The sequence below is a fragment of the Micromonospora sp. NPDC007230 genome (assembly GCF_042869115.1).
In the GTDB taxonomy this organism is placed as follows: domain Bacteria; phylum Actinomycetota; class Actinomycetes; order Mycobacteriales; family Micromonosporaceae; genus Micromonospora.
This window is the reverse complement of record NZ_JBIAFE010000007.1, coordinates 250,665-271,087: the sequence shown is the minus strand read 5'-3', so window position 1 is coordinate 271,087 and position 20,423 is coordinate 250,665. Positions and strand designations below refer to the sequence as shown.

19 protein-coding genes are annotated in these 20,423 nt (G+C 73.8%); 16 read left to right on the top strand and 3 right to left on the bottom strand.

Going from position 1 to position 20,423, the window contains the following annotated elements; translation table 11 throughout:
• The first annotated feature begins 200 nt into the window (after nucleotides 1–200).
• The 9 genes from ACFYML_RS13150 to ACFYML_RS13110 all read left to right on the top strand — a co-directional run bounded on the left by ACFYML_RS13150 (nucleotide 201) and on the right by ACFYML_RS13110 (nucleotide 9,969).
• Nucleotides 201–3,035, top strand: a complete 2,835-nt coding sequence (locus ACFYML_RS13150; RefSeq protein ID WP_387420771.1) for a Na+/H+ antiporter subunit A — start codon at nucleotides 201–203, stop codon at nucleotides 3,033–3,035.
• Nucleotides 3,032–3,511 carry a Na(+)/H(+) antiporter subunit C gene (locus tag ACFYML_RS13145; RefSeq protein WP_387420770.1) on the top strand — a complete coding sequence of 160 codons (480 nt, stop codon included), beginning with the start codon at nucleotides 3,032–3,034 and terminating at the stop codon, nucleotides 3,509–3,511. Before ACFYML_RS13150 ends, ACFYML_RS13145 begins: the two co-directional genes overlap by 4 nt.
• A complete protein-coding gene (locus ACFYML_RS13140; RefSeq protein WP_387420769.1) occupies nucleotides 3,508–5,016 on the top strand; it encodes a Na+/H+ antiporter subunit D in 1,509 nt (502 codons plus the stop codon). Before ACFYML_RS13145 ends, ACFYML_RS13140 begins: the two co-directional genes overlap by 4 nt.
• Complete coding sequence (locus tag ACFYML_RS13135; RefSeq protein ID WP_387420768.1) at nucleotides 5,013–5,663, top strand: Na+/H+ antiporter subunit E; 651 nt, start codon at nucleotides 5,013–5,015, stop codon at nucleotides 5,661–5,663. The genes ACFYML_RS13140 and ACFYML_RS13135 overlap by 4 nt, the downstream gene beginning before the upstream one ends.
• A complete protein-coding gene (locus ACFYML_RS13130; protein WP_387420767.1) occupies nucleotides 5,660–5,923 on the top strand; it encodes a monovalent cation/H+ antiporter complex subunit F in 264 nt (87 codons plus the stop codon). Before ACFYML_RS13135 ends, ACFYML_RS13130 begins: the two co-directional genes overlap by 4 nt.
• Complete coding sequence (gene mnhG, locus ACFYML_RS13125) at nucleotides 5,923–6,252, top strand: monovalent cation/H(+) antiporter subunit G (RefSeq protein WP_073832630.1); 330 nt, start codon at nucleotides 5,923–5,925, stop codon at nucleotides 6,250–6,252. The genes ACFYML_RS13130 and mnhG overlap by 1 nt, the downstream gene beginning before the upstream one ends.
• Before the next feature lie 191 nt (nucleotides 6,253–6,443).
• A complete protein-coding gene (locus ACFYML_RS13120) occupies nucleotides 6,444–7,799 on the top strand; it encodes a hemolysin family protein (protein ID WP_387420766.1) in 1,356 nt (451 codons plus the stop codon).
• Between the two features lie 73 nt (nucleotides 7,800–7,872).
• Complete coding sequence (locus tag ACFYML_RS13115) at nucleotides 7,873–8,937, top strand: hemolysin family protein (RefSeq protein ID WP_387420765.1); 1,065 nt, start codon at nucleotides 7,873–7,875, stop codon at nucleotides 8,935–8,937.
• 102 nt (nucleotides 8,938–9,039) lie between these two features.
• Nucleotides 9,040–9,969 (top strand): sporulation protein, encoded by a 930-nt coding sequence (locus tag ACFYML_RS13110; RefSeq protein ID WP_387420764.1) that lies wholly within the window; start codon nucleotides 9,040–9,042, stop codon nucleotides 9,967–9,969.
• A gap of 90 nt (nucleotides 9,970–10,059) precedes the next feature.
• On the opposite strand, the gene leuE is transcribed toward ACFYML_RS13110, so the two are convergent.
• Together leuE and ACFYML_RS13100 are read right to left on the bottom strand one after the other, a co-directional pair.
• Nucleotides 10,060–10,728 (bottom strand): leucine efflux protein LeuE, encoded by a 669-nt coding sequence (leuE, locus tag ACFYML_RS13105; RefSeq protein ID WP_073832634.1) that lies wholly within the window; start codon nucleotides 10,726–10,728, stop codon nucleotides 10,060–10,062.
• Nucleotides 10,725–11,969, bottom strand: coding sequence for a bifunctional pyridoxamine 5'-phosphate oxidase family protein/GNAT family N-acetyltransferase (locus ACFYML_RS13100; protein WP_387420763.1), 1,245 nt, complete (start codon nucleotides 11,967–11,969; stop codon nucleotides 10,725–10,727). Before ACFYML_RS13100 ends, leuE begins: the two co-directional genes overlap by 4 nt.
• 38 nt (nucleotides 11,970–12,007) lie before the next feature.
• On the opposite strand from ACFYML_RS13100, the gene ACFYML_RS13095 reads away from it, so the two are divergent.
• Together ACFYML_RS13095 and ACFYML_RS13090 are read left to right on the top strand one after the other, a co-directional pair.
• The gene (locus ACFYML_RS13095; RefSeq protein WP_387420762.1) at nucleotides 12,008–13,348 is read left to right on the top strand and encodes an aminotransferase class I/II-fold pyridoxal phosphate-dependent enzyme; all 1,341 of its coding nucleotides are present in this window, start codon (nucleotides 12,008–12,010) and stop codon (nucleotides 13,346–13,348) included.
• Between the two features lie 253 nt (nucleotides 13,349–13,601).
• Complete coding sequence (locus tag ACFYML_RS13090; protein WP_387420761.1) at nucleotides 13,602–14,303, top strand: UdgX family uracil-DNA binding protein; 702 nt, start codon at nucleotides 13,602–13,604, stop codon at nucleotides 14,301–14,303.
• Between the two features lie 7 nt (nucleotides 14,304–14,310).
• Here the strand turns inward: ACFYML_RS13090 and ACFYML_RS13085 are convergent, their stop codons facing one another.
• On the bottom strand, nucleotides 14,311–14,964 hold the full coding sequence (locus tag ACFYML_RS13085; RefSeq protein ID WP_387420760.1) for a 4a-hydroxytetrahydrobiopterin dehydratase: 654 nt from the start codon (nucleotides 14,962–14,964) through the stop codon (nucleotides 14,311–14,313).
• 131 nt (nucleotides 14,965–15,095) lie between these two features.
• Here ACFYML_RS13085 and ACFYML_RS13080 point away from each other — a divergent pair, with 131 nt between their 5' ends.
• The 5 genes from ACFYML_RS13080 (at nucleotide 15,096) to ACFYML_RS13060 (ending at nucleotide 19,817) form a co-directional block, all read left to right on the top strand.
• Nucleotides 15,096–16,238 carry an acyl-CoA dehydrogenase family protein gene (locus tag ACFYML_RS13080; protein ID WP_387420759.1) on the top strand — a complete coding sequence of 381 codons (1,143 nt, stop codon included), beginning with the start codon at nucleotides 15,096–15,098 and terminating at the stop codon, nucleotides 16,236–16,238.
• A 38-nt stretch (nucleotides 16,239–16,276) separates the two neighbouring features.
• Nucleotides 16,277–17,677 (top strand): MFS transporter, encoded by a 1,401-nt coding sequence (locus ACFYML_RS13075; protein ID WP_387420758.1) that lies wholly within the window; start codon nucleotides 16,277–16,279, stop codon nucleotides 17,675–17,677.
• A gap of 3 nt (nucleotides 17,678–17,680) precedes the next feature.
• Entirely contained in the window at nucleotides 17,681–17,881 is a 201-nt protein-coding gene (locus ACFYML_RS13070) for a DUF3046 domain-containing protein (RefSeq protein WP_073832642.1), read from the top strand.
• Between the two features lie 185 nt (nucleotides 17,882–18,066).
• On the top strand, nucleotides 18,067–19,113 hold the full coding sequence (gene recA, locus ACFYML_RS13065; RefSeq protein ID WP_073832643.1) for a recombinase RecA: 1,047 nt from the start codon (nucleotides 18,067–18,069) through the stop codon (nucleotides 19,111–19,113).
• A gap of 8 nt (nucleotides 19,114–19,121) precedes the next feature.
• Nucleotides 19,122–19,817 (top strand): regulatory protein RecX, encoded by a 696-nt coding sequence (locus ACFYML_RS13060; RefSeq protein ID WP_387420757.1) that lies wholly within the window; start codon nucleotides 19,122–19,124, stop codon nucleotides 19,815–19,817.
• The last annotated feature ends 606 nt before the right edge of the window (nucleotides 19,818–20,423 follow it).

Genomic DNA, 20,423 nt, shown 5'->3' with positions numbered 1-20,423 from the left:
GGCCGTTGATCAAGAAGTTTGCGTCGCCGCCCCCGGATCCGGACGCGAACCTCTTGATCAACCAGACGGGGGCCAAGCCGGATGGACTGGTTGGGGGTGGGTGGGTTTTCGGAAAACCGCCCGAGTGGGTGCCGGTGTGACGTCTGATCGGTCGTGGCCGCAGCGTGCCGGCGTGCGCTGTTACTCGACCGGGAGTCCGCTTGCTCGTCCTGCTGATCCTGCACCTGGCGGCGGCCCTGCTCGCGCCGCTGCTGGTCCGGTGGTGGGGTCCACGCGCGTGCTACGCCCTCGCCCTCGCCCCGGCCGCCGCCTTCGGCTGGGCCGTCGCGCACACCGGGGCGGTACGCCACGGCGGCGCGGTGGTCGAGACGTACCCGTGGATCGCGCAGCTCCAGCTCGACGTGGCGCTGCGGGTCACCACCCTGTCCTGGCTCACGCTGCTGCTGGTCGGCGGCGTCGGCGCACTGGTGCTGGTCTACTCCGCCCGCTACTTCCACGCCGGCTCGGCGGGCCTGGCCCGGTTCGCGGCCGTCATGGTCGCCTTCGCCGGAGCGATGGTCGGCCTGGTCGTCTCCGACGACCTGTTGCTGCTCTACGTCTTCTGGGAACTCACCACGGTCTTCTCCTACCTGCTGATCGGGCACAGCACCGAGCGGCGGTCCAGCCGCCTGGCGGCCGCCCAGGCGCTGATCGTCACCACGCTGGGCGGGCTGGCCATGCTGGTCGGCTTCCTGCTGCTCGGCCGGCACGCCGGCGGTTACCGCTGGTCACTGATCACGTCCGTGCCGCTGCCCGGCGGCGGGTATCTGGTCATGGCCGTGCTGCTCGTCCTCGCCGGGGCGCTCGCCAAGGCCGCCGTGTTCCCGTTCAGCTCCTGGCTGCCGGTGGCGATGGCGGCACCCACGCCGGTCAGCGCCTACCTGCACGCGGCGGCGATGGTGAAGGCCGGGGTGTTCCTGATCGGGTTGCTGGGCCCGGCGCTCGCCCCGGCCGGTCCGTGGCGGCCGGTCACCGTGGTCGCCGGGCTGATCACCCTGGTCGCCGGGGGCTGGGCGGCGTTGCGGCAGGACGACCTCAAGCTGCTGCTGGCGTACGGGACGGTCAGCCAGCTCGGCCTGCTCACCGTGGTGCTGGGCGCGGGTACCCCCGAGGCGGCGCTGGCCGGCACCGCGATGCTGCTGGCGCACGCGCTGTTCAAGGCGGGGCTGTTCCTCGTCGTGGGCATCCTCGACCACAGCGCCGGCGGCCGGGACCTGCGCGAACTGTCGGGGGTGGGGCGCAGCGCGCCGCTGCTCGCCGGGATCGCCGGGCTGGCCGCCGCCTCGATGGCCGGCGTGCCGCCGCTGCTCGGCTTCGTCGCCAAGGAGGCCGTCCTCGCCGCGTTCACCGACCGGCCGCTGGTGCTCGCCGTGCTGGTCGCGGGCATCGCGTTGACCGTCGCCTACAGCATCCGCTTCCTGTGGGGGGCCTTCGCCACCCGGCCCGGCGTGCCCGACACCGAACTGGAGCGGCCTCCGGCCGCGATGCTCGTACCGCCGGCCCTGCTCGCCGTGGCCGGGCTCGCTGCCGGTCCGGCGGCCGGCTGGATCGGTGGCCTGCTCCATCCGTACGCGGCGCTCTTCGGCCCGGTGGGCGAGCACCTGGCGCTCTGGCACGGACCGACCGTCGCGCTGGGCCTCTCCGCCGCCGCCATCGGCGGCGGTGTGGTGCTGCACCTGGTCCGCGGCCGGCTGGCGTCCGCGCTGCGGCGGCTGCGCTTCCCGGTCGGCGGCAACCAGGGGTACGAGTGGATCACCCACCGGTTCGACCGGATCGCCATCGAGGTCACCAGCGTGACCCAGCGCGGCTCCCTGCCGCAGTACCTCGGCACCGTGCTGCTCGCCCTGGTGCTGGTGCCCGGCACGGCGATGCTGGTCACCCGGCCCTGGCGGAACGACATCGCCGGCTGGGCCAGCCCGGCCCAGCTCGTGGTCTGCGCGGTGATCGCGGTGGCGGCGGTGCTCGCGCTCGGCGCCCGGCGCCGGCTCACCGCGATGCTGCTGGTCGGCGTCACCGGCTACGGCACGGCGATGATGTTCGTCCTCTACGGCGCGCCCGACCTGGCGCTCACCCAGTTCCTGGTGGAGACCGCCACCATCGCGGTCTTCGTGCTGGTCCTGCGGCGCCTGCCGCCCCACTTCTCGGCCCGCCCGCTGCGCCGCAGCCGCTGGGTACGCCGCGGCATCGGACTGGCCGCCGGGCTGGTGATGGCCGGCCTCGCCCTCGCCGCGGCCGGCGCCCGGCGGGCGCCGTCGATCTCGCTGGCCTACCCGCACCTGGCGGTCACCGAGGGCCACGGCCGCAACGTGGTCGACGTGACCCTGGTGGACATCCGGGCCTGGGACACCATGGGCGAGATCTCGGTGCTGGTGGTGACCGCGACCGGGGTGGCCAGCCTGATCTTCGAGCGGTCCCGCACCGGGCCCCGACCGCGCCGCCCCCGCCCGTCCGCGCCCCGTCGGGACCGGCGCACCGTCTGGCTGCGCGGCGGGACCACCCTGCACGAGCGCCGCCGCTCGATCGTCTTCGAGGTGGTCACCCGGCTGATCTTCCACACCGTGGTGCTGTTCTCCCTGTTCCTGCTCTTCTCCGGGCACAACGCCCCCGGTGGCGGCTTCGCCGGCGGGCTGGTCGCCAGCCTCGCGCTGGCCCTCCGTTACCTGGCCGGCGGCCGGTACGAGCTGGCCGAGGCCGCCCCGGTGGGGGCCGGCACCGTGCTCGGCGCCGGGCTGGCCGTCGCGGTCGGCGGCGGCGTGCTCTCGCTGCTGGTCACCGGCGCTGTGCTGCACAGCGTCAAGGTGAACCTCTGGGTCCCCGTGGTCGGCCACCTCCACCTGGTCACGTCGCTCTTCTTCGACATCGGCGTCTACCTGATCGTGGTCGGCCTGGTGTTGGACATCCTGCGCAGCCTCGGCGCCGAGGTGGACCGGCACATCGAGGCGGCCGGCGAGTCCGCCCCGGGGCTCGTGGTCCAGCGGGAGGGGGACCGGCCATGACGAATGTCGGGACGGGGCCGACGTTGGTCCTGGTGATTGCCGTCGGGGTGCTCGTGGCGGCCGGCGTCACGCTGCTGCTGGAGCGGAGCCTGACCCGGATCCTGCTCGGCGTCATCCTGGTCGGCAACGGGGTGAACCTGCTGGTCCTGCTCGGTGGCCGGTCCGGCGGCCCGCCCCTGGCCGGCACCGGGCCGACCGGGCAGATGAGCGACGCCCTGGCGCAGGCCATGGTGCTCACCGCCGTGGTGATCACGTTCGGGCTGACCGCGTTCCTGCTCGCGGTCGCCTACCGGAGCTGGTACCTCAGTGGCGACGACGAGGTGCAGGACGACCTGGAGGACCGGCAGATCGTCCGGCTCGCCGAACGCAACGAGGTGTCCACCGCGGATCTCGGCGGCGAAGGGCCGAACAACGACCCGGAGCAGGTGGACCCGGGGCCGGCACTGCGCCGGCTGCGCCGGGGGGAACAACCATGACCCCGGCCCTGGTCCCGCTGCCGGTGGTGGTGCCGCTGCTCGGTGCCGCGCTCACCCTGATCCTGGCCAACCGGCCCCGCTGGCAGCGGACGGTCAGCGTGCTCGGCCTCATCACCACCCTGGCGGTCGCGGTGGTGCTGCTCGTCGAGGCGTACCGGCACGGGCCGGTGGTGGTCCGGGTGGGCGGCTGGCCCCCGCCGGTCGGCATCGTGCTGGTCGCCGACCAGTTGGCCGCGCTGATGCTGGTGGTCTCCTCGGCGGTGACCCTCTGCGTGCTGCTCTACTCGATCGGCCAGGGGCGCGGGGAGACCACGGAGGCGGCCCCCGTGAACATCTACCACCCGACCTACCTGGTGCTCACCGCCGGCGTGACCAACGCGTTCCTCGCCGGGGACCTGTTCAACCTCTTCGTCGGGTTCGAGATCCTGCTGGCCGCCAGCTTCGTGCTGATCACCCTCGGTGGCACCGAGACCCGGATCCGGACCGGCGCGACGTACGTGGTGGTCAGCGTCCTCTCCTCGATGATCTTCCTGGCCGCGGTGGGACTGGTGTACGCGGCCACCGGCACCCTCAACATGGCCCAACTCGCCGGGCGGCTGGATGACCTGCCGGCCGGCGTACGCCTGGTGTTGCAGCTCATGCTGCTGCTCGCGTTCGCCATCAAGGCGGCGGTCTTCCCGGTCTCGGCCTGGCTGCCGGACAGCTATCCGACGGCGCCGGCGCCGGTCACCGCGGTCTTCGCCGGCCTGCTCACCAAGGTCGGCGTCTACGCGATCATCCGCACCGAGACCCTGCTCTTCCCCGGCGGTCAGGTCTCCGGCCTGCTCATGGTCGTGGCCGGGCTGACCATGGTGGTCGGCGTCCTCGGCGCGGTCGCCCAGTCCGACCTGAAGCGGCTCTTCTCCTTCACCCTGGTCAGCCACATCGGCTACATGATCTACGGGGTGGCGCTGAGCACCGTCGCCGGGCTCTCCGGAGCGATCTTCTACGTGGTGCACCACATCACCATCCAGACCACCCTCTTCCTGGTCGCCGGCCTGGTCGAGGAGCGGGCCGGCAGCACCGACCTGCGCCGGCTGGGCGGGCTGGCCCGGATCGCCCCGCTGCTCGCCGTGCTCTTCTTCGTCCCGGCGATGAACCTGGCCGGCATCCCGCCGTTCTCCGGCTTCCTCGGCAAGCTCGGCCTGCTCCAGGCGGGGGTGGCGGCCGGCGGGGTGCTGCCCGGGGTGCTGGTCGCCGCAGGAACGGTGACCAGCCTGCTCACCCTCTACGCCGCCTCCCGGGTGTGGAGCATCGCGTTCTGGCGGGTGCCCCGGCTGGCCACCGCCGCCCCGGCCGTCCGGCTGCCCGCGCTGATGGTCGGCGCCACCGCCGCCCTGGTGGCGCTCGGCGTGGCGCTGACCCTGGCCGCCGGGCCACTCTTCCGGGTCACCGCGGACGCCGCCGGCGACCTGCGGCAACGCACCCCGTATGTCCGGGCCGTGCTGCCGGCGGGCGTCCGGTGACCGGGGCCCCGCCCCCGGGCCCGCCGGCCGACGAGGGGCGCGCGGCGGACGGACCGTCGCCGGCCGACAACGGCCCGGCGGCGCCCGCCATCGGGCGCGGCGGGCGGCGCCGCGACCAGGCCGTCACGCTCGGCTGGCTGGTGGCGATCTGGCTGCTGCTCTGGGGGGACCTGTCCTGGGGAAACCTGCTCGGCGGGATCCTCGTCGGCGGGGCCGTGCTGCTGTTCTTCCCGCTCCCGCCGGTCACCTTCGGCGGCCGGCTCCGCCCCGGCGCGCTGCTGGTCCTCGCGGTCACCTTCGTCGGCGAGCTGGTCAGCGCCAGTGTCCACGTCGCCGCCATCGCGGTCCGCCCCGGCTACCGGCCGCGTGGCGCGATCATCGCGGTGCCGCTGCGGATCCGCACCGACCTCAACCTGGCGCTCACCGCCGAGCTGATCTCCCTGGTCCCGGGCACCCTGATCCTCGAGGTGGACCGTGACCACGGCGCCCTCTACGTGCACGTCCTCGACGTCCGTGGCCCGGAGGACCTGACCGACAGCAGGGAGCGGGTCCTCGCCGTCGAGCGGCGCATCGTCCGCGCCGTCGGCTCCCCGCAGGAAGTACGCCAGCTCACCGCCGAACCCGACGACCGGAGGACCAAGCCGTGACCACGCTTCTCGCCGCCGCGCTGACCGTGCTGATCTCGGTCACCGCGCTGCTCGCTCTGGCCCGCATCTACCGCGGACCGTCGCTGATCGACCGGGTCGTCGCCGCCGACCTGCTGCTCTCCACCATCCTGGCCGCGGTGGCCGTGGAGGCGGCGGTCAACCGGCACGCCACCACGCTGCCCATCCTCGTGGTGCTCTCGCTGCTCGGCTTCGTCGGTTCGGTCTCCCTGGTCCGCTTCGCCGTCCGCGAGGTCGCCTGATGGCCGCCGTCGCCGACTGGTTCGGCGCGGCCTTCCTGTTGGCCGGGGCGCTGCTCGGGCTCGCCGCCGGGATCGGCGTGCTGCGCTTCCCGGACGTGCTGGACCGGATGCACGCCGCCACCAAACCGCAGGTCCTCGGCGTGCTGCTGCTGCTCGTCGGGGTGGCGCTGCGCCTGCGTACGCCGGCGGACCTGGGGATGATCGGGCTGGTCGCGGTCTTCCAACTGACCACCGCGCCGGTCGCCGCGCAGATGATCGGGCGGGCGGCGTACCGGTCGGGCCGGGTCGACGCCGCCCTGCTCGACGCCGACGAACTGGCCGGCCGGTGAACCGGACGCGCGGAGCTGGCGGACCGGCGAACCGGACGTCGAGGAGCTTCCCGGCACCCTCAGCGGACGCACAGCCAGCGCCGATAAAATGGCCGCATGATCGACTCCTCTGCCCAGGAGGGCAGCAGTAGCCAGCCGGGTCATGCCCGGCAATCCCCAGTCCCGACGGCCCCGGGAGCCCTGAGCGTCCCGTGCTGATCCTCGTGGGACTCGTTCTCATCATCGTGCTCACCGCCGCCACCGGTTACTTCGTGGCCCAGGAGTTCGGCTATGTCGCCGTGGACCGGGGCAAGCTCAAGCAGCTCGCCGACGGGGGCGACCAGGCCGCCGCCCGGGCCCTGGAGGTGACCGGACGGCTTTCTTTCATGCTGTCCGGCGCCCAGCTCGGCATCACCGTCACCGCCCTGCTGGTCGGTTACGCCGCCGAGCCGTACCTGGGCGCCGGGCTGGCCGACCTGCTCGGCGTCGCCGGGGTCTCCGCCGGGGTCGCGCTGCCGCTGTCGGTGGCGCTGGCCCTGATCATCGCCACCGTGGTGCAGATGGTCCTCGGTGAGCTGGCCCCGAAGAACCTCGCCATCGCCCGTGCCGAACCCCTGGCCCGGGCGCTGTCCCGGTCCACCCTGATCTACCTGAAGATCGCCGGACCGGTGATCACCCTCTTCGACCGGGCCGCCGTGCGGCTGCTCCGCCGGGTCGGCATCGAGCCGATCGAGGAGCTGCCCAGCGGCGCCACCCCGGAGGACCTGGAACAGATCATCGCCGAGTCCCGGGAGGAGGGGCACCTCGACGCCGCGATGTCCGATCTGCTCGACCGGGGTCTCGACTTCCGGGAACTGACCGCCGGGGAGGCCATGGTTCCCCGGGTCGACGTGCACACCGTACGGGCCGACGAGCCGGTCAGCCGGGTCGTCGAGCTGCTGGACACCGGGCATTCCCGGTTCCCGGTCCGGGGCGCCGAGGGCGTCGACGACCTGGTCGGCGTGGTCGGCATCGCCGACGTGCTGGGGGTGCCGCCGGCCGAGCGGGCCACCACCCGGGTCGAGGCGGTGGCCGTACCCCCGCTGCTGGTGCCGGAGACGCTGCCGCTGCCGACGGTGCTGGACCGGCTCCGGGTCGGGCACCGGCAGCTCGCCTGCGTGGTCGACGAGTACGGCGGTTTCGCCGGCGTGATCACGCTGGAGGACATCGCCGAGGAGCTGGTCGGGCCGATCCGCGACGAGGACGATCCGCCGGAGCGGGCCGCGGCGCGCCAGGACGACGGCTCCTGGGTGGTGCCGGCCCGCTGGCGGATCGACGAGGTCGCCGACAGCACCGGTATCGCGCTGCCCGAGGCGCCCGAGTACGACACCCTCTCCGGGCTGGTCATGCGGGAGCTGGGCCGGGTGCCCGAGGTCGGCGACCGGCTGGAGATCAGCCTCGCCGTCGACGGCGAACTGCCCGACGTCGAACCGCGCGCCCTGGTCGAGGTGCTGGCCGTGGATCGGCACGTCGCCGACTCCGTCCGGCTCCGGACGACCGTCGCCGAGCGCGGGGAGGAGGCGGCATGAGCGAGCGGAGTGAGCGAATCGTCGGGTTCAGCGTTTCGGGTCATGACGACGCCGCGCGCAGCGAGGTGGCGGCATGACCCCCGGGTTTGCGCTGTTCTTCTCCGTGGTGCTGCTGGCGCTCAACGGCTTCTTCGTGGCCGCCGAGTTCGCCCTGGTGGCGGCCAAGCGGTACCGCCTGGAGCAGATGGCGGCCGGCGGCGGCCGGGCGGCCCGGGCGGCGCTGGACGGGGTCCGCGAGTTGAGCCTGATGCTGGCCGGCGCCCAGCTCGGCATCACGCTCTGCACCCTGGGCCTCGGTGCCCTCGCCGAGCCCGCGATCGAGCACCTGATCAGCCCGCTGCTGCACACGGTGGGTCTGCCGGTGGCGGCCAGCCACGTGGTGGCGCTGGTGTTCGCGCTCGCCCTGGTGACGTTCCTGCATCTGGTGGTCGGCGAGATGGCCCCGAAGTCGTGGGCGATCACCGACGCGGAGCGCTCGGCCACCCTGCTGGCGCTGCCGTTCCGGGCCTTCGCCCGGGTGTCCCGCCCGGTGCTGTCCGCGCTGAACGCGCTGGCCAACGCGATCCTGCGGCTGGTCGGCGTACGCCCGCAGGACCAGCTCGCCCAGGTGCATGGCCCGGACGAGCTGCGCATCCTGCTGGAGCAGTCCCGCGAGCACGGGCTGCTCGGCGCCGAGCAGCACCAGATGCTGACCAGCATGCTGGAGCTGCAGGGCACCACGGTGGCGCAGGTGATGGAGCCGTTCGACCGGATCGTCACGGTAGGCCGGGAGGACACCGCCGAGCGGATCGAGCACGTCTCGCGGGACAGCGGCCGGTCCCGGTTGGCCGTGCTCGACGCCGGTGGCGAGGTGTGCGGCCTCGTGCACGTCCGCGAGGCGGTCCGGGCGGTCACCACGGGCCGGCCGGCGACGGCGGGTGAGCTGATGACCCCGGCGTTCACGCTGCCCGCCGGGGCGTCGGTCACCGAGGCGGTGGCGGCCATGCGGGGCCGGCAGGCCCAGCTGGCGTTGGTCCGCAACGGTGGCGGCCCGACCCGGCCGATCGGCTTCGTGGCGCTGGAGGACCTGCTGGAGGAGGTCATCGGCGAGTTCGACGACGAGACCGACCCGGTGCCCCGGGGCCGCCGCCTGCGCTGACGGTCCCGTCCCACGCCGTCCGGCCGTCGGGTCCCTCGGGCCCGGCGGCCGGCCGGTGCGCGGGGCAGGAGTGCCCGCCCGGCGAGCGGGAATGCCGGTGGCATGCGGCTGACCGGGCTGTCGTCGGAGTCCGTCTGGACCGGGCTCTCGGTGAGCACCACCGTGACCAACGCCAGCACCCGACCGGGCCTGCGGCTGCCCGGCCGGGTGACGCTCACCGCCGGGGGTGAGGACGTGCCGGTCCGGCACCTCCGGCTCGGACTGGTCGCCCAGCTCGAGCCGGAGGATCCGGACGCGCCGCGCCGGTTGGTGCAGTACCACCAGGTGCCGGTCGCCGGCCGGTTCGTGGTGCCGGCCGGGCGCCGGCGGGCGGTCGACTTCGCCTTCCCGCTGCCCTGGGAGACCCCGGTGAACATGTTCGGCGGGGTCCCGCTGATGAGCCTGCGCCACGGGCTGCGTACCGAGGTGTCGGTCGATCCGGACCTGGATCAGGGCGCGATGGTGCCGATCTTCATCCACCCGCTCCCCGCCCAGCAGGGCATCCTCGCGGCGCTGGACACCCTCGGCTTCGTGATGCGGCAGGCGGGCCTCCAGCACGGCCGGCTGCCCGGCGTGGAGCAGACGCTGCCGTTCTACGAGCAGCTCGGCTACTGGGTGGCGCCGCTGTACGCCGGCCCGATCACCGAGCTGGAGGTGATCTTCGTGACCAACTCGGCAGGGCTGGAGGTGCTGCTCTGGATGAACCGGCGGCTCTCCCTGGCCGGAGTCACCCACCAGAGCATCAGCCGGTTCCGGGCCTGGCACGCCGGGGCCGCGCAGCGCGACTGGGTGGCCACCGTGGACGGCTGGCTGCGGCACGCGATCGACCGGCATGCGGCAGCCGCCGCGCACGCCGACTGGTCCGCCATGATCCGGGAGTCGGCGCACGTCAGCCGCCACCCGGACGAGCCCGTCCAGCCGGGCTTCGGCCTACAGGGCACCGCCGGCGGGGGTGGCGGCATCGGGGGCGGCGGCGGTGGCGACGGCACCTGACCCGCCCCCGTGTCGGGCCGGTGCCGCCGCGCGTCCACACGTCAACCGGGGATCCCTGCTATATCCCAGGCGTTGACCGCGGCCCGTTCCTTACATCGACGCGGTGGCGAGCTTGATGCTGAAGCCGAGGAACAGGGCGGCCACGGCGGTGGTGCCGCCGGCGGCCAGGCGCTGGCGACGGCGGAACTGGGCGGCCAGGAAGGTGCCCGCGAAGATCAGCGCGGTCAGGTAGAGCGCGCTGGTCACCTGGGCGATCAACCCGAGCAGCACGAACGACAGCGCCGGCCAGGCGTATCCGGGGTCGACGAACTGGATGAAGAACGAGATGAAGAAGAGGATCGCCTTCGGGTTGAGCAGGCTGATCACCAGCGCCTTCCGGAAGGGACTGCGCATCGCGGCCGGCTCCGCCGCGTCGATCAGGCGCGGCGTCGCCGGGTTGTTGCGGTCGCGCCAGCGCCGCCAGGCGCCGCGCAGCATGGTCAGCCCCACGTAACCCAGGTACGCGGCGCCGGCGTACTTGACCACCAGGAAGAGCGGCGGGTACGCCTTGAGCAGCGACGCCACCCCGGCGGCGGAGAGGAACATCAGCACCGAGTCGCCGACGAACACCCCGCCGGCGGCCCGGTAGCCGGCCCGTACCCCGCGCTTGGCGGCGGTGGAGAGCACGAAGAGCGAGTTCGGCCCGGGGAGCAGCACGATGGCCACGGTCCCCAGCACGTACGTCCAGATGTCGGTGATGCCCAGCACGCCGGACATCATGACGCCACCGGTGCCGCCGGGCGAAGCCTTTCCCGCAGCGTGGCCTGTGCGTTGGGCCACTCGGTGGCGAGCATGGAGTAGAGCGCGGAATCCCGCCAGGTGCCGTCGGCGCGGCGGCGGTTGGACCGCAGCGTCCCCTCCCGGGTGGCGCCGAGCCGCTCGATGGCCCGCTGCGAGCGTTCGTTGAGGGTGCTGGTCTGCCAGGTGACCCGGATCGCGTCCAGCTCCTCGAAGGCCCGGGTGAGCAGCAGCAGCTTCGCCTCGGTGTTGATCCCGGTGCGCCACCACGCCCGGCCGAGCTGGGTAAAGCCGATCTCCAGGGTCCGTAGGCCCGGGTCGGGCTGGTAGTACGAGGTGGTGCCGACGACCGCGCCGGTGGCGGCGCACCGCTGCACCCAGGGCGTCCGGACTCCCCGCAGGTTCGCGTCCAGCGCGGCGCGGATCTGGCCGGCCGTCTCGGCCGCGTTCCGCGGCCGGGGGCTGCCGACGTAGCTCCAGACCTCCGGGTCGTCGAGGGCGGCGTACAGCTCCTCGGCGTGGGACACATCGAGCGGTTCCAGCACCACGTGCTCGCCGCGCAGCACGACGGGCTCCAGCCAGGCCGACCGGGCCGGCCGCAGGTACGCCGGCACCGGCGCGGCCACCCCGGCGGCCGGCTCGGGCACGCCGGCGGTGAGCCGCAGCGGCAGCACCCCCGCCCAGTACGGCAGGTCGAGGTCGGCCGGGTCGTCGTTGGCTCCGGCGGCCCGGGCGCGGACCGACACCTCGCGCAGCGGCAGGGCCAGCACGGCCGTCTCGGCCAGTTCGCGCCGGCTCGGCGGGCGGCTGTCGGTGCTGCGTCCGGCCGCCACCTTCTCCACCAGCGCGGTGAGCACCTCGGCCTTCTCCCGCTCGTCGGTCACCGGGCGGGCGGTGCCGTGGACGACCACCGACCGGTAGTTGGCGCTGTGGTTGAACTGGGACCGGGCGTAGACCAGCCCGTCGAGCAGGGTCACCGCGACGCAGACCGGCAGCCCGTCGCCCCGGGCGGCGAGCAGCGGCCGGCTCCCGGTGGAGCCGTGCAGGTAGAGGGTGTCGCCGATGCGGACGTGCAGGGTGGGCAGCACGCGCGGCTCGCCGTCCACGGTGAACCCCAGGGTGCAGTGGTACGCCTCGTCCAGGACGGCGTGCGCGGCGGCCTCGTCGTAGCTCATGCGGTGCCGCATGCGGGTGGCGGTGGTCCGCTCGGTCTGGGGGTACATACGACAAACCACCTTTGTTCTAGTACAATCTCCGAACTGTGGCAGCACATTATCAGATCGTCGGGTCGTCGTCGGCGGCCATTTCGGCGAGCGTGGAAAGCGGCATCCGCAGCGGCGGCCTCGCCCCGGGCGTCACCCTGCCGGCCGTCCGCGCCCTGGCCACCGAGCTGGCGGTCAGCCCGGCCACCGTGGCCAAGGCGTACCAGGAGCTGCGCCAGCGGGGCCTGGTGGTCACCGCCGGCCGGCACGGCACCCGGGTCCGACCCCGCCCACCCGTCGCCACCCGCCGCGCCGCGCTGATGCCGGCCCCGCTGCCCGGCGCCCGCAACCTCTCCGCCGGCCAGCCCGACAGCCGGCTGCTGCCGCCGCTCGGCCCGCACCTGGCCGCGCTCGCCACCGAGCTCGGCCCGCCCGGCGGGTACGCGGTCACCGCCGTCCTGCCCGAGCTGGCCGCCGCGGCCCGGGAGCGGCTCGCCGCCGACGGCGTACCGGCCGAGGAGATCACCGTGACCGGGGGCGCGCTGGACGGCATCGAGCGCCTGCTCGCCGCCCACCTGCGTCCCGGCGACGCGGTCGCGGTCGAGGACCCGGGCTGGGCCAACCTGCTCGACCTGCTCGCCGCGCTCGGGCTACGCGCCATCGGGGTGCCCGTCGACGGCGACGGCCCCACCGAGCCGGGCGTCCGGGCCGCCCTCACCGCCGGGGCCCGCGCACTGATCGTGACCAGCCGTGCCCAGAACCCGACCGGTGCCGCCGTCTCCGCCGACCGCGCCGCGGCCCTGCGTACGCTGCTCGCCGGCCGCGCCGACCTGCTGCTGATCGAGGACGACCACGCCGCCGAGCTGGCCCGCGTACCCCTGCACCCGCTCGCCGGGGCGACCCCGGCGTGGGCCTTCGTCCGGTCGGTGAGCAAGCCCTACGGCCCGGACCTGCGACTCGCGGTGCTCGCCGGCGACGAGGCCACCGTGGCCCGGGTGGCCGGCCGCGCCCGGGTGGGCGCCGGCTGGGTCTCCACCGTGCTGCAACGCCTCGTCCTGGCGCTCTGGCGCGACCCGGGCACGGCGGACCTGGTGCGGCGGGCGGGGGAGAGCTACGAGCGGCGGCGGGACGGGCTGGTCGACGCGCTGGCCGCACGGGGGCTGGCCGCCCACGGGCGCACCGGGATCAACGTCTGGGTGCCCGTGCCCGACGAGACGGTGGTGGTCACCGCGCTGCGCGACGCCGGCTGGTCGGTCGCCCCCGGCGCGTTGAACCGGATCGCCGCCGCCCCCGGCGTCCGGATCACGGTCAGCCCGCTCGACGAGGCCGACCTCGCGCCCCTGGCCGACGCGGTGGCGCGAGCGGTGCGTCCCGTCGGGCCGGCCCCGTTCACCGCGTGATCCCGGCCCGGCCGATCTGGCCCGGCAAGCCCGGCGGCATGGCCCGGTCGGCGACGGGTAAGACCGGCCGGGAGGTGGGTGACCGTGGCGAACAGGTCCCGCAAGGGCATCTGGATCGGGGTGGCGGTGGTGGTGATCATCCTGGTGATCATCGCGATCGCGCTGGCCTCGCGCGGTGGCGGCGGCGGGGGCGGTGGTTACTGATGTGGGCGGCACCCGGCGTCGATGATGAAACCGGTATATAAAGTCGGGCATGGCCGAGACCGAGAGCGCGCCCGGAGCGCAGGAGTTCATCCCGCCGCAGGCGGACACGATCGACCAGCTGCGCGCCGCCGCGGCCGGCTGCCAGGGCTGCGAGCTCTACCGGAACGCGTCCCAGACGGTATTCGGCCGGGGTGACGAGAGTGCCCGGGTGGTCTTCGTCGGCGAGCAGCCCGGCGACATGGAGGACCAGAAGGGCCTGCCCTTCGTGGGCCCCGCCGGGCGGGTGCTGCGCCGCGCGGTGGACGACGCCGGCATCGACCCCGGCCACATCTACCTGACCAACGCCGTGAAGCACTTCCGGTTCGAGTTGCGCGGGAAGCGGCGGATCCACCAGACGCCGGACCGGGTGCACATCACCGCCTGCCGGCCCTGGCTGGTCGCCGAGTTCGCCCGGCTCCGCCCGGAGGTCGTCGTGGTGCTCGGCGCCACCGCCGCCAAGGCGCTGCTCGGGCCGGCGTTCCGGGTGACGAAGCAGCGCGGGGAACTGCTGCCCTGGCCGGACGCCGCGCAGCGCCCGCAGGACTTCAAGCGGGTGCCGGTGGACCGGGCCGGCAAGGTGGCCGACGCCCCGGAGGCTCAGTTGCTGGCCACCATCCACCCGTCGGCCGTGCTGCGCGCGGACAACCAGGACGTGGCGTACGAGGGCCTGGTCGCGGACCTGACGGTGGCCGCCCGCGCCCTGGCCGCCTGAGCGTCCCTCAGTCGCGGTCCTGCCAGGTGCAGAGGCAGACGCGGTTGCCGTCCGGGTCGGCGAGCACCCAGAACCGCGGCGCGTTCTCGTCGCTGACGAGCGTGCCGCCGGCGGCCAGCGCCGCCTCGATGCGCGGTGCCACCTCCGCCGGGTCCACCCACACGTCCGGGTGCCAACGCTGCCGGGACTCCTCGCTGCCGGACTGCTGAAACCACACGGTGGGCAGCGGGCCGGCCGGGTCGCGCAGCTCGTCGCCGAGGCCCGGCCCGGAGCGGTGCGCCACGGCCAGCACCGCCTGCCAGAACGGCAGGACGCCGGCGACGGCCGGGGTGTCCAGGGCGAGTTCGAGCCGCGAGACGCCGGTGTGGTCCAGCGTCACCCCGGCGTCGGCGGCGATCGCGGAGATGGCCCGGGCCAGCCGGACGTCCCGGGCGGTGACCCCGCCCACGTCGTGGGACCAGAGCCGCACGTCGACGTGGGTGTAACGGAGGTCGAGATCGGGGTGGTGGTCCATCCGCTCGGCCGCCGCGCCGATGGCGTCGACGACCGCCAGCCCGGCGGCGAAGGTCTCCGTGGCGATCCGGGTCTGCAGACCGCCGAGCAGGTACGTCCACCCGGCCAGTCCCTCGTCGGCGATCTGCCGTCCGGTGAGCGTGGTCATCCCGCCATCCTGGCGTAAACGGGCAGGCCCGGAGAAGACCGCGGCGAGACCCTTGCCAGCACCCGCGATCGCGGTGGCGCCCGGCCTCCGGGCCCTTCCCGCCCGCCCGGGCGGCGGGCAGACTCATCGCCATGGAGCAGCATCTCTACGAGCCCGTGCACGAGGAGTTCCGCGACCTGTGCCGCGAGTTCCTCGCCCGGGAGGCCGTGCCCTATCACGAGCGCTGGGAGGCCGACGGGATCGTGGACCGGGAGGTGTGGTGCAAGGCCGGCGCCGCCGGGCTGCTCGGCATGGACGTCGACGAGGCGCACGGTGGCGGCGGGCAGCACGACTTCCGGTTCAACGCGGTCCTCGACGAGGAGATCATCGCGGCCGGCTGTTCCGGCCTCGGGTTCGGCCTGCACAACGACGTGGTGGCCCCGTACCTGACCGAGCTGACCACCGCGGACCAGCGCAAGCGCTGGCTGCCGGGCTTCTGCTCCGGCGATCTGGTCACCGCGATCGCGATGAGCGAGCCGGGGGCGGGTTCCGACCTGGCGGGCGTCCGCACCGGCGCGGTCCGCGACGGCGACACGTACGTCCTCAACGGCCAGAAGACGTTCATCACCAACGGCGAGCTGGCCGACCTCGTGGTGGTGGTCGCCAAGACGGCGCCCGACCAGGGCGCGCACGGGGTGAGCCTGCTCGCGGTGGAGACCGGCACGCCCGGGTTCGGCCGGGGCCGGCGGCTGGCCAAGGTGGGGCTGAAGGCCAACGACACCGCGGAACTGTTCTTCGACGACTGCCGGGTGCCGGTGGAGAACCTGATCGGCACCGAGAACCACGGCTTCTACCACCTGATGGCCAACCTGCCCCGGGAGCGGCTGAGCATCGCGGTGGCGGCGGTGGCGGCGGCGGAGAAGCTGCTCGCCCTCACCCTCGACTACGCCCGCTCGCGGGAGGCGTTCGGCCGGCCGATCGGGAAGTTCCAGCACAACCGGTTCCTCCTGGCCGAGTTGGACACCGAGGTCACCATCGCGCGGACCTTCGTCAACCACTGCGTCGCCGAGTTCAACGCCGGCCGGCTCTCGGTGACCGACGCGGCGAAGGCCAAGTGGTGGACCACCGAGCTGCAGAACCGGGTGGCCGACCGCTGCCTGCAGCTGCACGGCGGCTACGGCTTCATGCTGGAGTACCCGGTGGCCAGGGCCTGGCTGGACGGCCGGGTGCAGACGATCTACGGCGGCACCACCGAGATCATGAAGGAGATCATCGGCCGCGGCCTCGGCCTCTAGCAGAACCTGGATGCCGGTGGCCGACTGGCTGCGCAAGGATGGGCGGGCTTGGCACCCCTTACCTAGGAGCCCTGATGGCCACCGACCTGACCGCGCCGGCCCCACCCCGGCTCGATGTCGCCGCGATCCAGCGCCGGACCCTCCGGCTGCTCTTCGTCACCCAGATCATCGGCGGGATCGGCGTCACCATCGGCGTCGCGGTCGGCGCGCTGCTCGCCGCCCGGATCGCCGGCACCGCCGTGGCGGGCCTGGCGCAGAGCGCGGCCGTGGTCGGCGGGGCCCTGCTCGCCGTCCCGGTGACCCGGATCATGAACGGGCACGGCCGCCGGCCGGGCCTGGTGGTGGCGTACCTGGCCGGGGCGGCCGGCGGCGTGCTGGTGGTGCTCGCCGCGCTCACTCGCTGGGTGCCGCTGCTCTTCCTCGGCATGCTGCTCTTCGGCGGCGGCACCGCGGCCAACCTGCAGGCGCGCTACACGGCGGTGGACCTCGCCGAGCCGGCCCGTCGGGGGCGCCAGCTCTCGTTGATCGTCTGGGCCACCACCATCGGCGCGGTGGCGGCGCCCAACTTCGCCGCGCTCGCCGACCGGACCACCGGCGGGTGGGGACTGCCGCCGCTGGCCGGCCCGTTCGCGTTCAGCGCCGCGGCGTTCGTGCTCACCGCCGGCGTACTGACAGCTCTGCTGCGGCCCGACCCGCTGCTCACCGCCCGCCGGCTGGCGGCCCCCGATGACCCGGTGGCCGAGGTGGTCGCGGCGCCGGCCCCCGACGGCTCCGGGTCGCAGCGCGGCGTCAGGCGCGCCGAGCCGGAGTTGTCGCCAGCCCGGCGCGCTGAGGGCATGCGCGCCGCGTGGCGGGTGGTACGCGAGCGGCCCGCCGCCCGGCTCGGCATCGCGGCCGTGGCGATGGGGCACCTGGTGATGGTCGCGGTGATGTCGATGACCCCGGTGCGGCTCGGCGAGTTCCACGACGACGCCGACGTGCTGCGGGTGGTCGGCATCGTGCTGAGCCTGCACATCGCCGGCATGTACGCGCTCTCCCCGGTGGTCGGCTGGCTCACCGACCGGCTCGGCCGGCGCGCGGTGATCCTCGGCGGGCTCGGGGTGCTGCTCGCCGCCTGCGCGGTCGCCGGCACGGCCGGGCACCACACGCCGGAACTCTCGCTCGGTCTGGCGCTGCTCGGACTGGGCTGGTCGGGCACCATGGTTGCCGGCTCCACGCTGCTGTCCGAGTCGGTGCCCACGGACGTGCGGCCGAGCGTTCAGGGGTTGTCGGACCTGACCATGGGGCTGGCCGGGGCCGGCGCTGCGGCGCTGAGTGGGTTTGTCGTACGGGTGGCCGGTTATCCGACCCTCACCCTGCTCGCGGCGATCGCGGCGGTGCCCCTGGTGGCGCTAGCGTTGCGTCCGGTGCCAGCGGGGGCGCCCGACAAGGAGGAGTGACACGTGCGGCTGACCGACTTCTGGGCGCGGCTGGAGGAGGCGTTCGGGCCGGGCTACGCGGCCAGCATCGCCAGCGACCAGGTGTTGTCCCAGCTCGGCGGGCGGACCATCGAGCAGGCCCTCGCCGCGGGTGAGGAGACGCACGTGGTGTGGCGGGCGGTGGTCGCCGCCTATCCCGACCGGGTCCCCGCGCGGCTACGCTGAGCAGCCTTTTTCCCGAGTCCGCGTGTCGCTTGCCGAGTCGTACACCTGTTCGGCTATTGTCCACAGCGGGGTGCTCGTCCACAGCTCGCGGCCCGTCGGCTGGTTTTCTGTCGGACCCAGCGCCTAGCGTGTCCCGCGTGACGCGAAGCTCAGGTAAGACGCCGGCGAAGGCAGGGGTGGCAACGATGGCGGCAGGGCCGGACCGGGAGAAGGCACTCGACCTTGCTCTCGCTCAGATCGACAAGCAGTTCGGCAAGGGTTCGGTGATGCGGCTGGGGGAGCGGCCGGTCGTGCAGACCGCCGTGATCCCGACCAGCTCCATCGCGCTCGACGTCGCGCTCGGCGTGGGCGGTCTGCCCCGTGGCCGGGTCATCGAGATCTACGGCCCGGAGTCCAGCGGTAAGACCACGGTCGCCCTGCACGCGGTGGCCAACGCCCAGCGGGCGGGCGGCATCGCCGCCTTCATCGACGCCGAGCACGCGCTCGACCCGGAGTACGCGAAGGCCCTCGGCGTCGACACCGACGCCCTGCTGGTCTCCCAGCCGGACACCGGCGAGCAGGCGCTGGAGATCGCGGACATGCTGGTCCGCTCCGGCGCGCTCGACATCATCGTGATCGACTCGGTCGCCGCCCTGGTGCCGCGCGCCGAGATCGAGGGCGAGATGGGCGACAGCCACGTGGGTCTCCAGGCCCGGCTGATGAGCCAGGCGCTGCGCAAGATCACCGGTGTGCTCAACAACACCGGCACCACGGCGATCTTCATCAACCAGCTGCGCGAGAAGATCGGCGTGATGTTCGGCAGCCCGGAGACCACCACCGGTGGTCGGGCGCTGAAGTTCTACGCCTCGGTCCGGCTCGACGTGCGCCGCATCGAGAGCCTCAAGGACGGCACCGACGTGGTCGGGAACCGCACCCGGGTCAAGGTCGTGAAGAACAAGGTCGCCGCGCCGTTCAAGCAGGCCGAGTTCGACATCATGTACGGCAAGGGCATCTCCCGCGAGGGGTCGCTGATCGACGTCGGCGTGGAGCAGGCGATCATCCGCAAGTCCGGCGCCTGGTACACCTACGACGGCGACCAGCTCGGCCAGGGCAAGGAGAAGGCCCGCGAGTTCCTCCGCGAGAACCCGGATGTGGCCGCCGAGATCGAGAAGAAGATTCTGGAGAAGCTCGGCGTCGGGGTCGGCGTGGGCGACGCCGCCGGTGGCCCGGAGCTGCCGCCGGTCGACTTCTGACCTGATCCGTGGCAGGACGACGCGCCCGTACGGGGCGGGGCTGGGACGCCAGCCCGCCCCGCACGGGTGATGCCACCACACCCCGTCCTCGCCGGGGCCGCCGGAGCCGCGCCGAGGAGACCGATCCGGAGGCCGCGCCGGCCCCGCCTCGCGACGAGGCCGAGGCAGCCCGGGAGATCTGCCTGCGGCAGCTCGCGGTCCGGCCGCGTACCCGGGCCGAGCTGGCCGGCGCCCTCGCCAAGCGGGGCATCTCCGAGGAGGTCGCCGCCCAGGTCCTCGACCGGTACGACGAGGTCGGCATCATCGACGACGCCGCCTTCGCCCGCGCCTGGGTCACCAGCCGGCACACCGGCCGTGGGCTGGCGCGGCGGGCGCTCGCCAACGAGCTGCGCCAGCGCGGCGTCGACGGCGAGGTGGCCAGCGAGGCGCTCGGCGAGCTGGACGAGGAGACCGAGGCGGAGACCGCCCGCGCCCTGGTCGAGCGGAAGCTGCGGACCGCCCGGGGCCAGCCGGACGCGGTGTTCCGCCGCCTCGTGGGCATGCTGGCCCGCAAGGGGTACCCGCCGGGCGTGGCGATCCGGGCGGTGAAGGAGGCCCTGGCCGCGCAGAGCGCCGAGGCCGCCGAGTTTGCCGAGCACATCGACGCCGACGCGCTCGCCGACGCCGAGCACGAACTCGACCGGGACGCCCGCACCCTCGACTGACCGATCAGCGGAGGCGGTGCGGGCCGGCGCCCTCGGGCCGCGGGTCGCCCAAGGTCCGCACAAGTTCTCTGGAAGTGTGGCCTTCCGCCGCCGCAAGACCACTCTTTCGGAGAAGTTGTGGCCTGCCGTCGCGACGACGCCGAGTGGCGTGCGGTGCTGAGCGGAGGGTGGGTGGGACCTGCCTCGTGAGGGGCCTGAGCAGGTCGGGAGGGTGATCGGGGAGCTTGCGCGGCGTGGGGTTTGTCCGGCCGTGTCCGGCATCTGATCAGCGCTGGGTGATGCCGCAACTTCTCTCCGTCCGGGTGGTTTGATCATGAGTTCTTGACCGAACGGCCTCCGGAGACCTAGCCTCGCCATACAGGCTCACATTGCCCGACCAGCGCAGGCTAAGCGCACAACATAGAACGCGTAACAGAACCGCATCACTTTGGGCCAGCTTCACCGGCCTTGACGGCAGTACCGGACGGCCGGTCCGGTGCCACCGACAACTGCAACCGGCCGCCGGCGATGCTCTCCATGGGCACCGTCGACGGAAAGCTACCCACGGCCAGCCGCTCCGGTCGGGCGTCCAGAGCCGCAGGCGTGTGCCGTCGGCGCGCGGGCTGC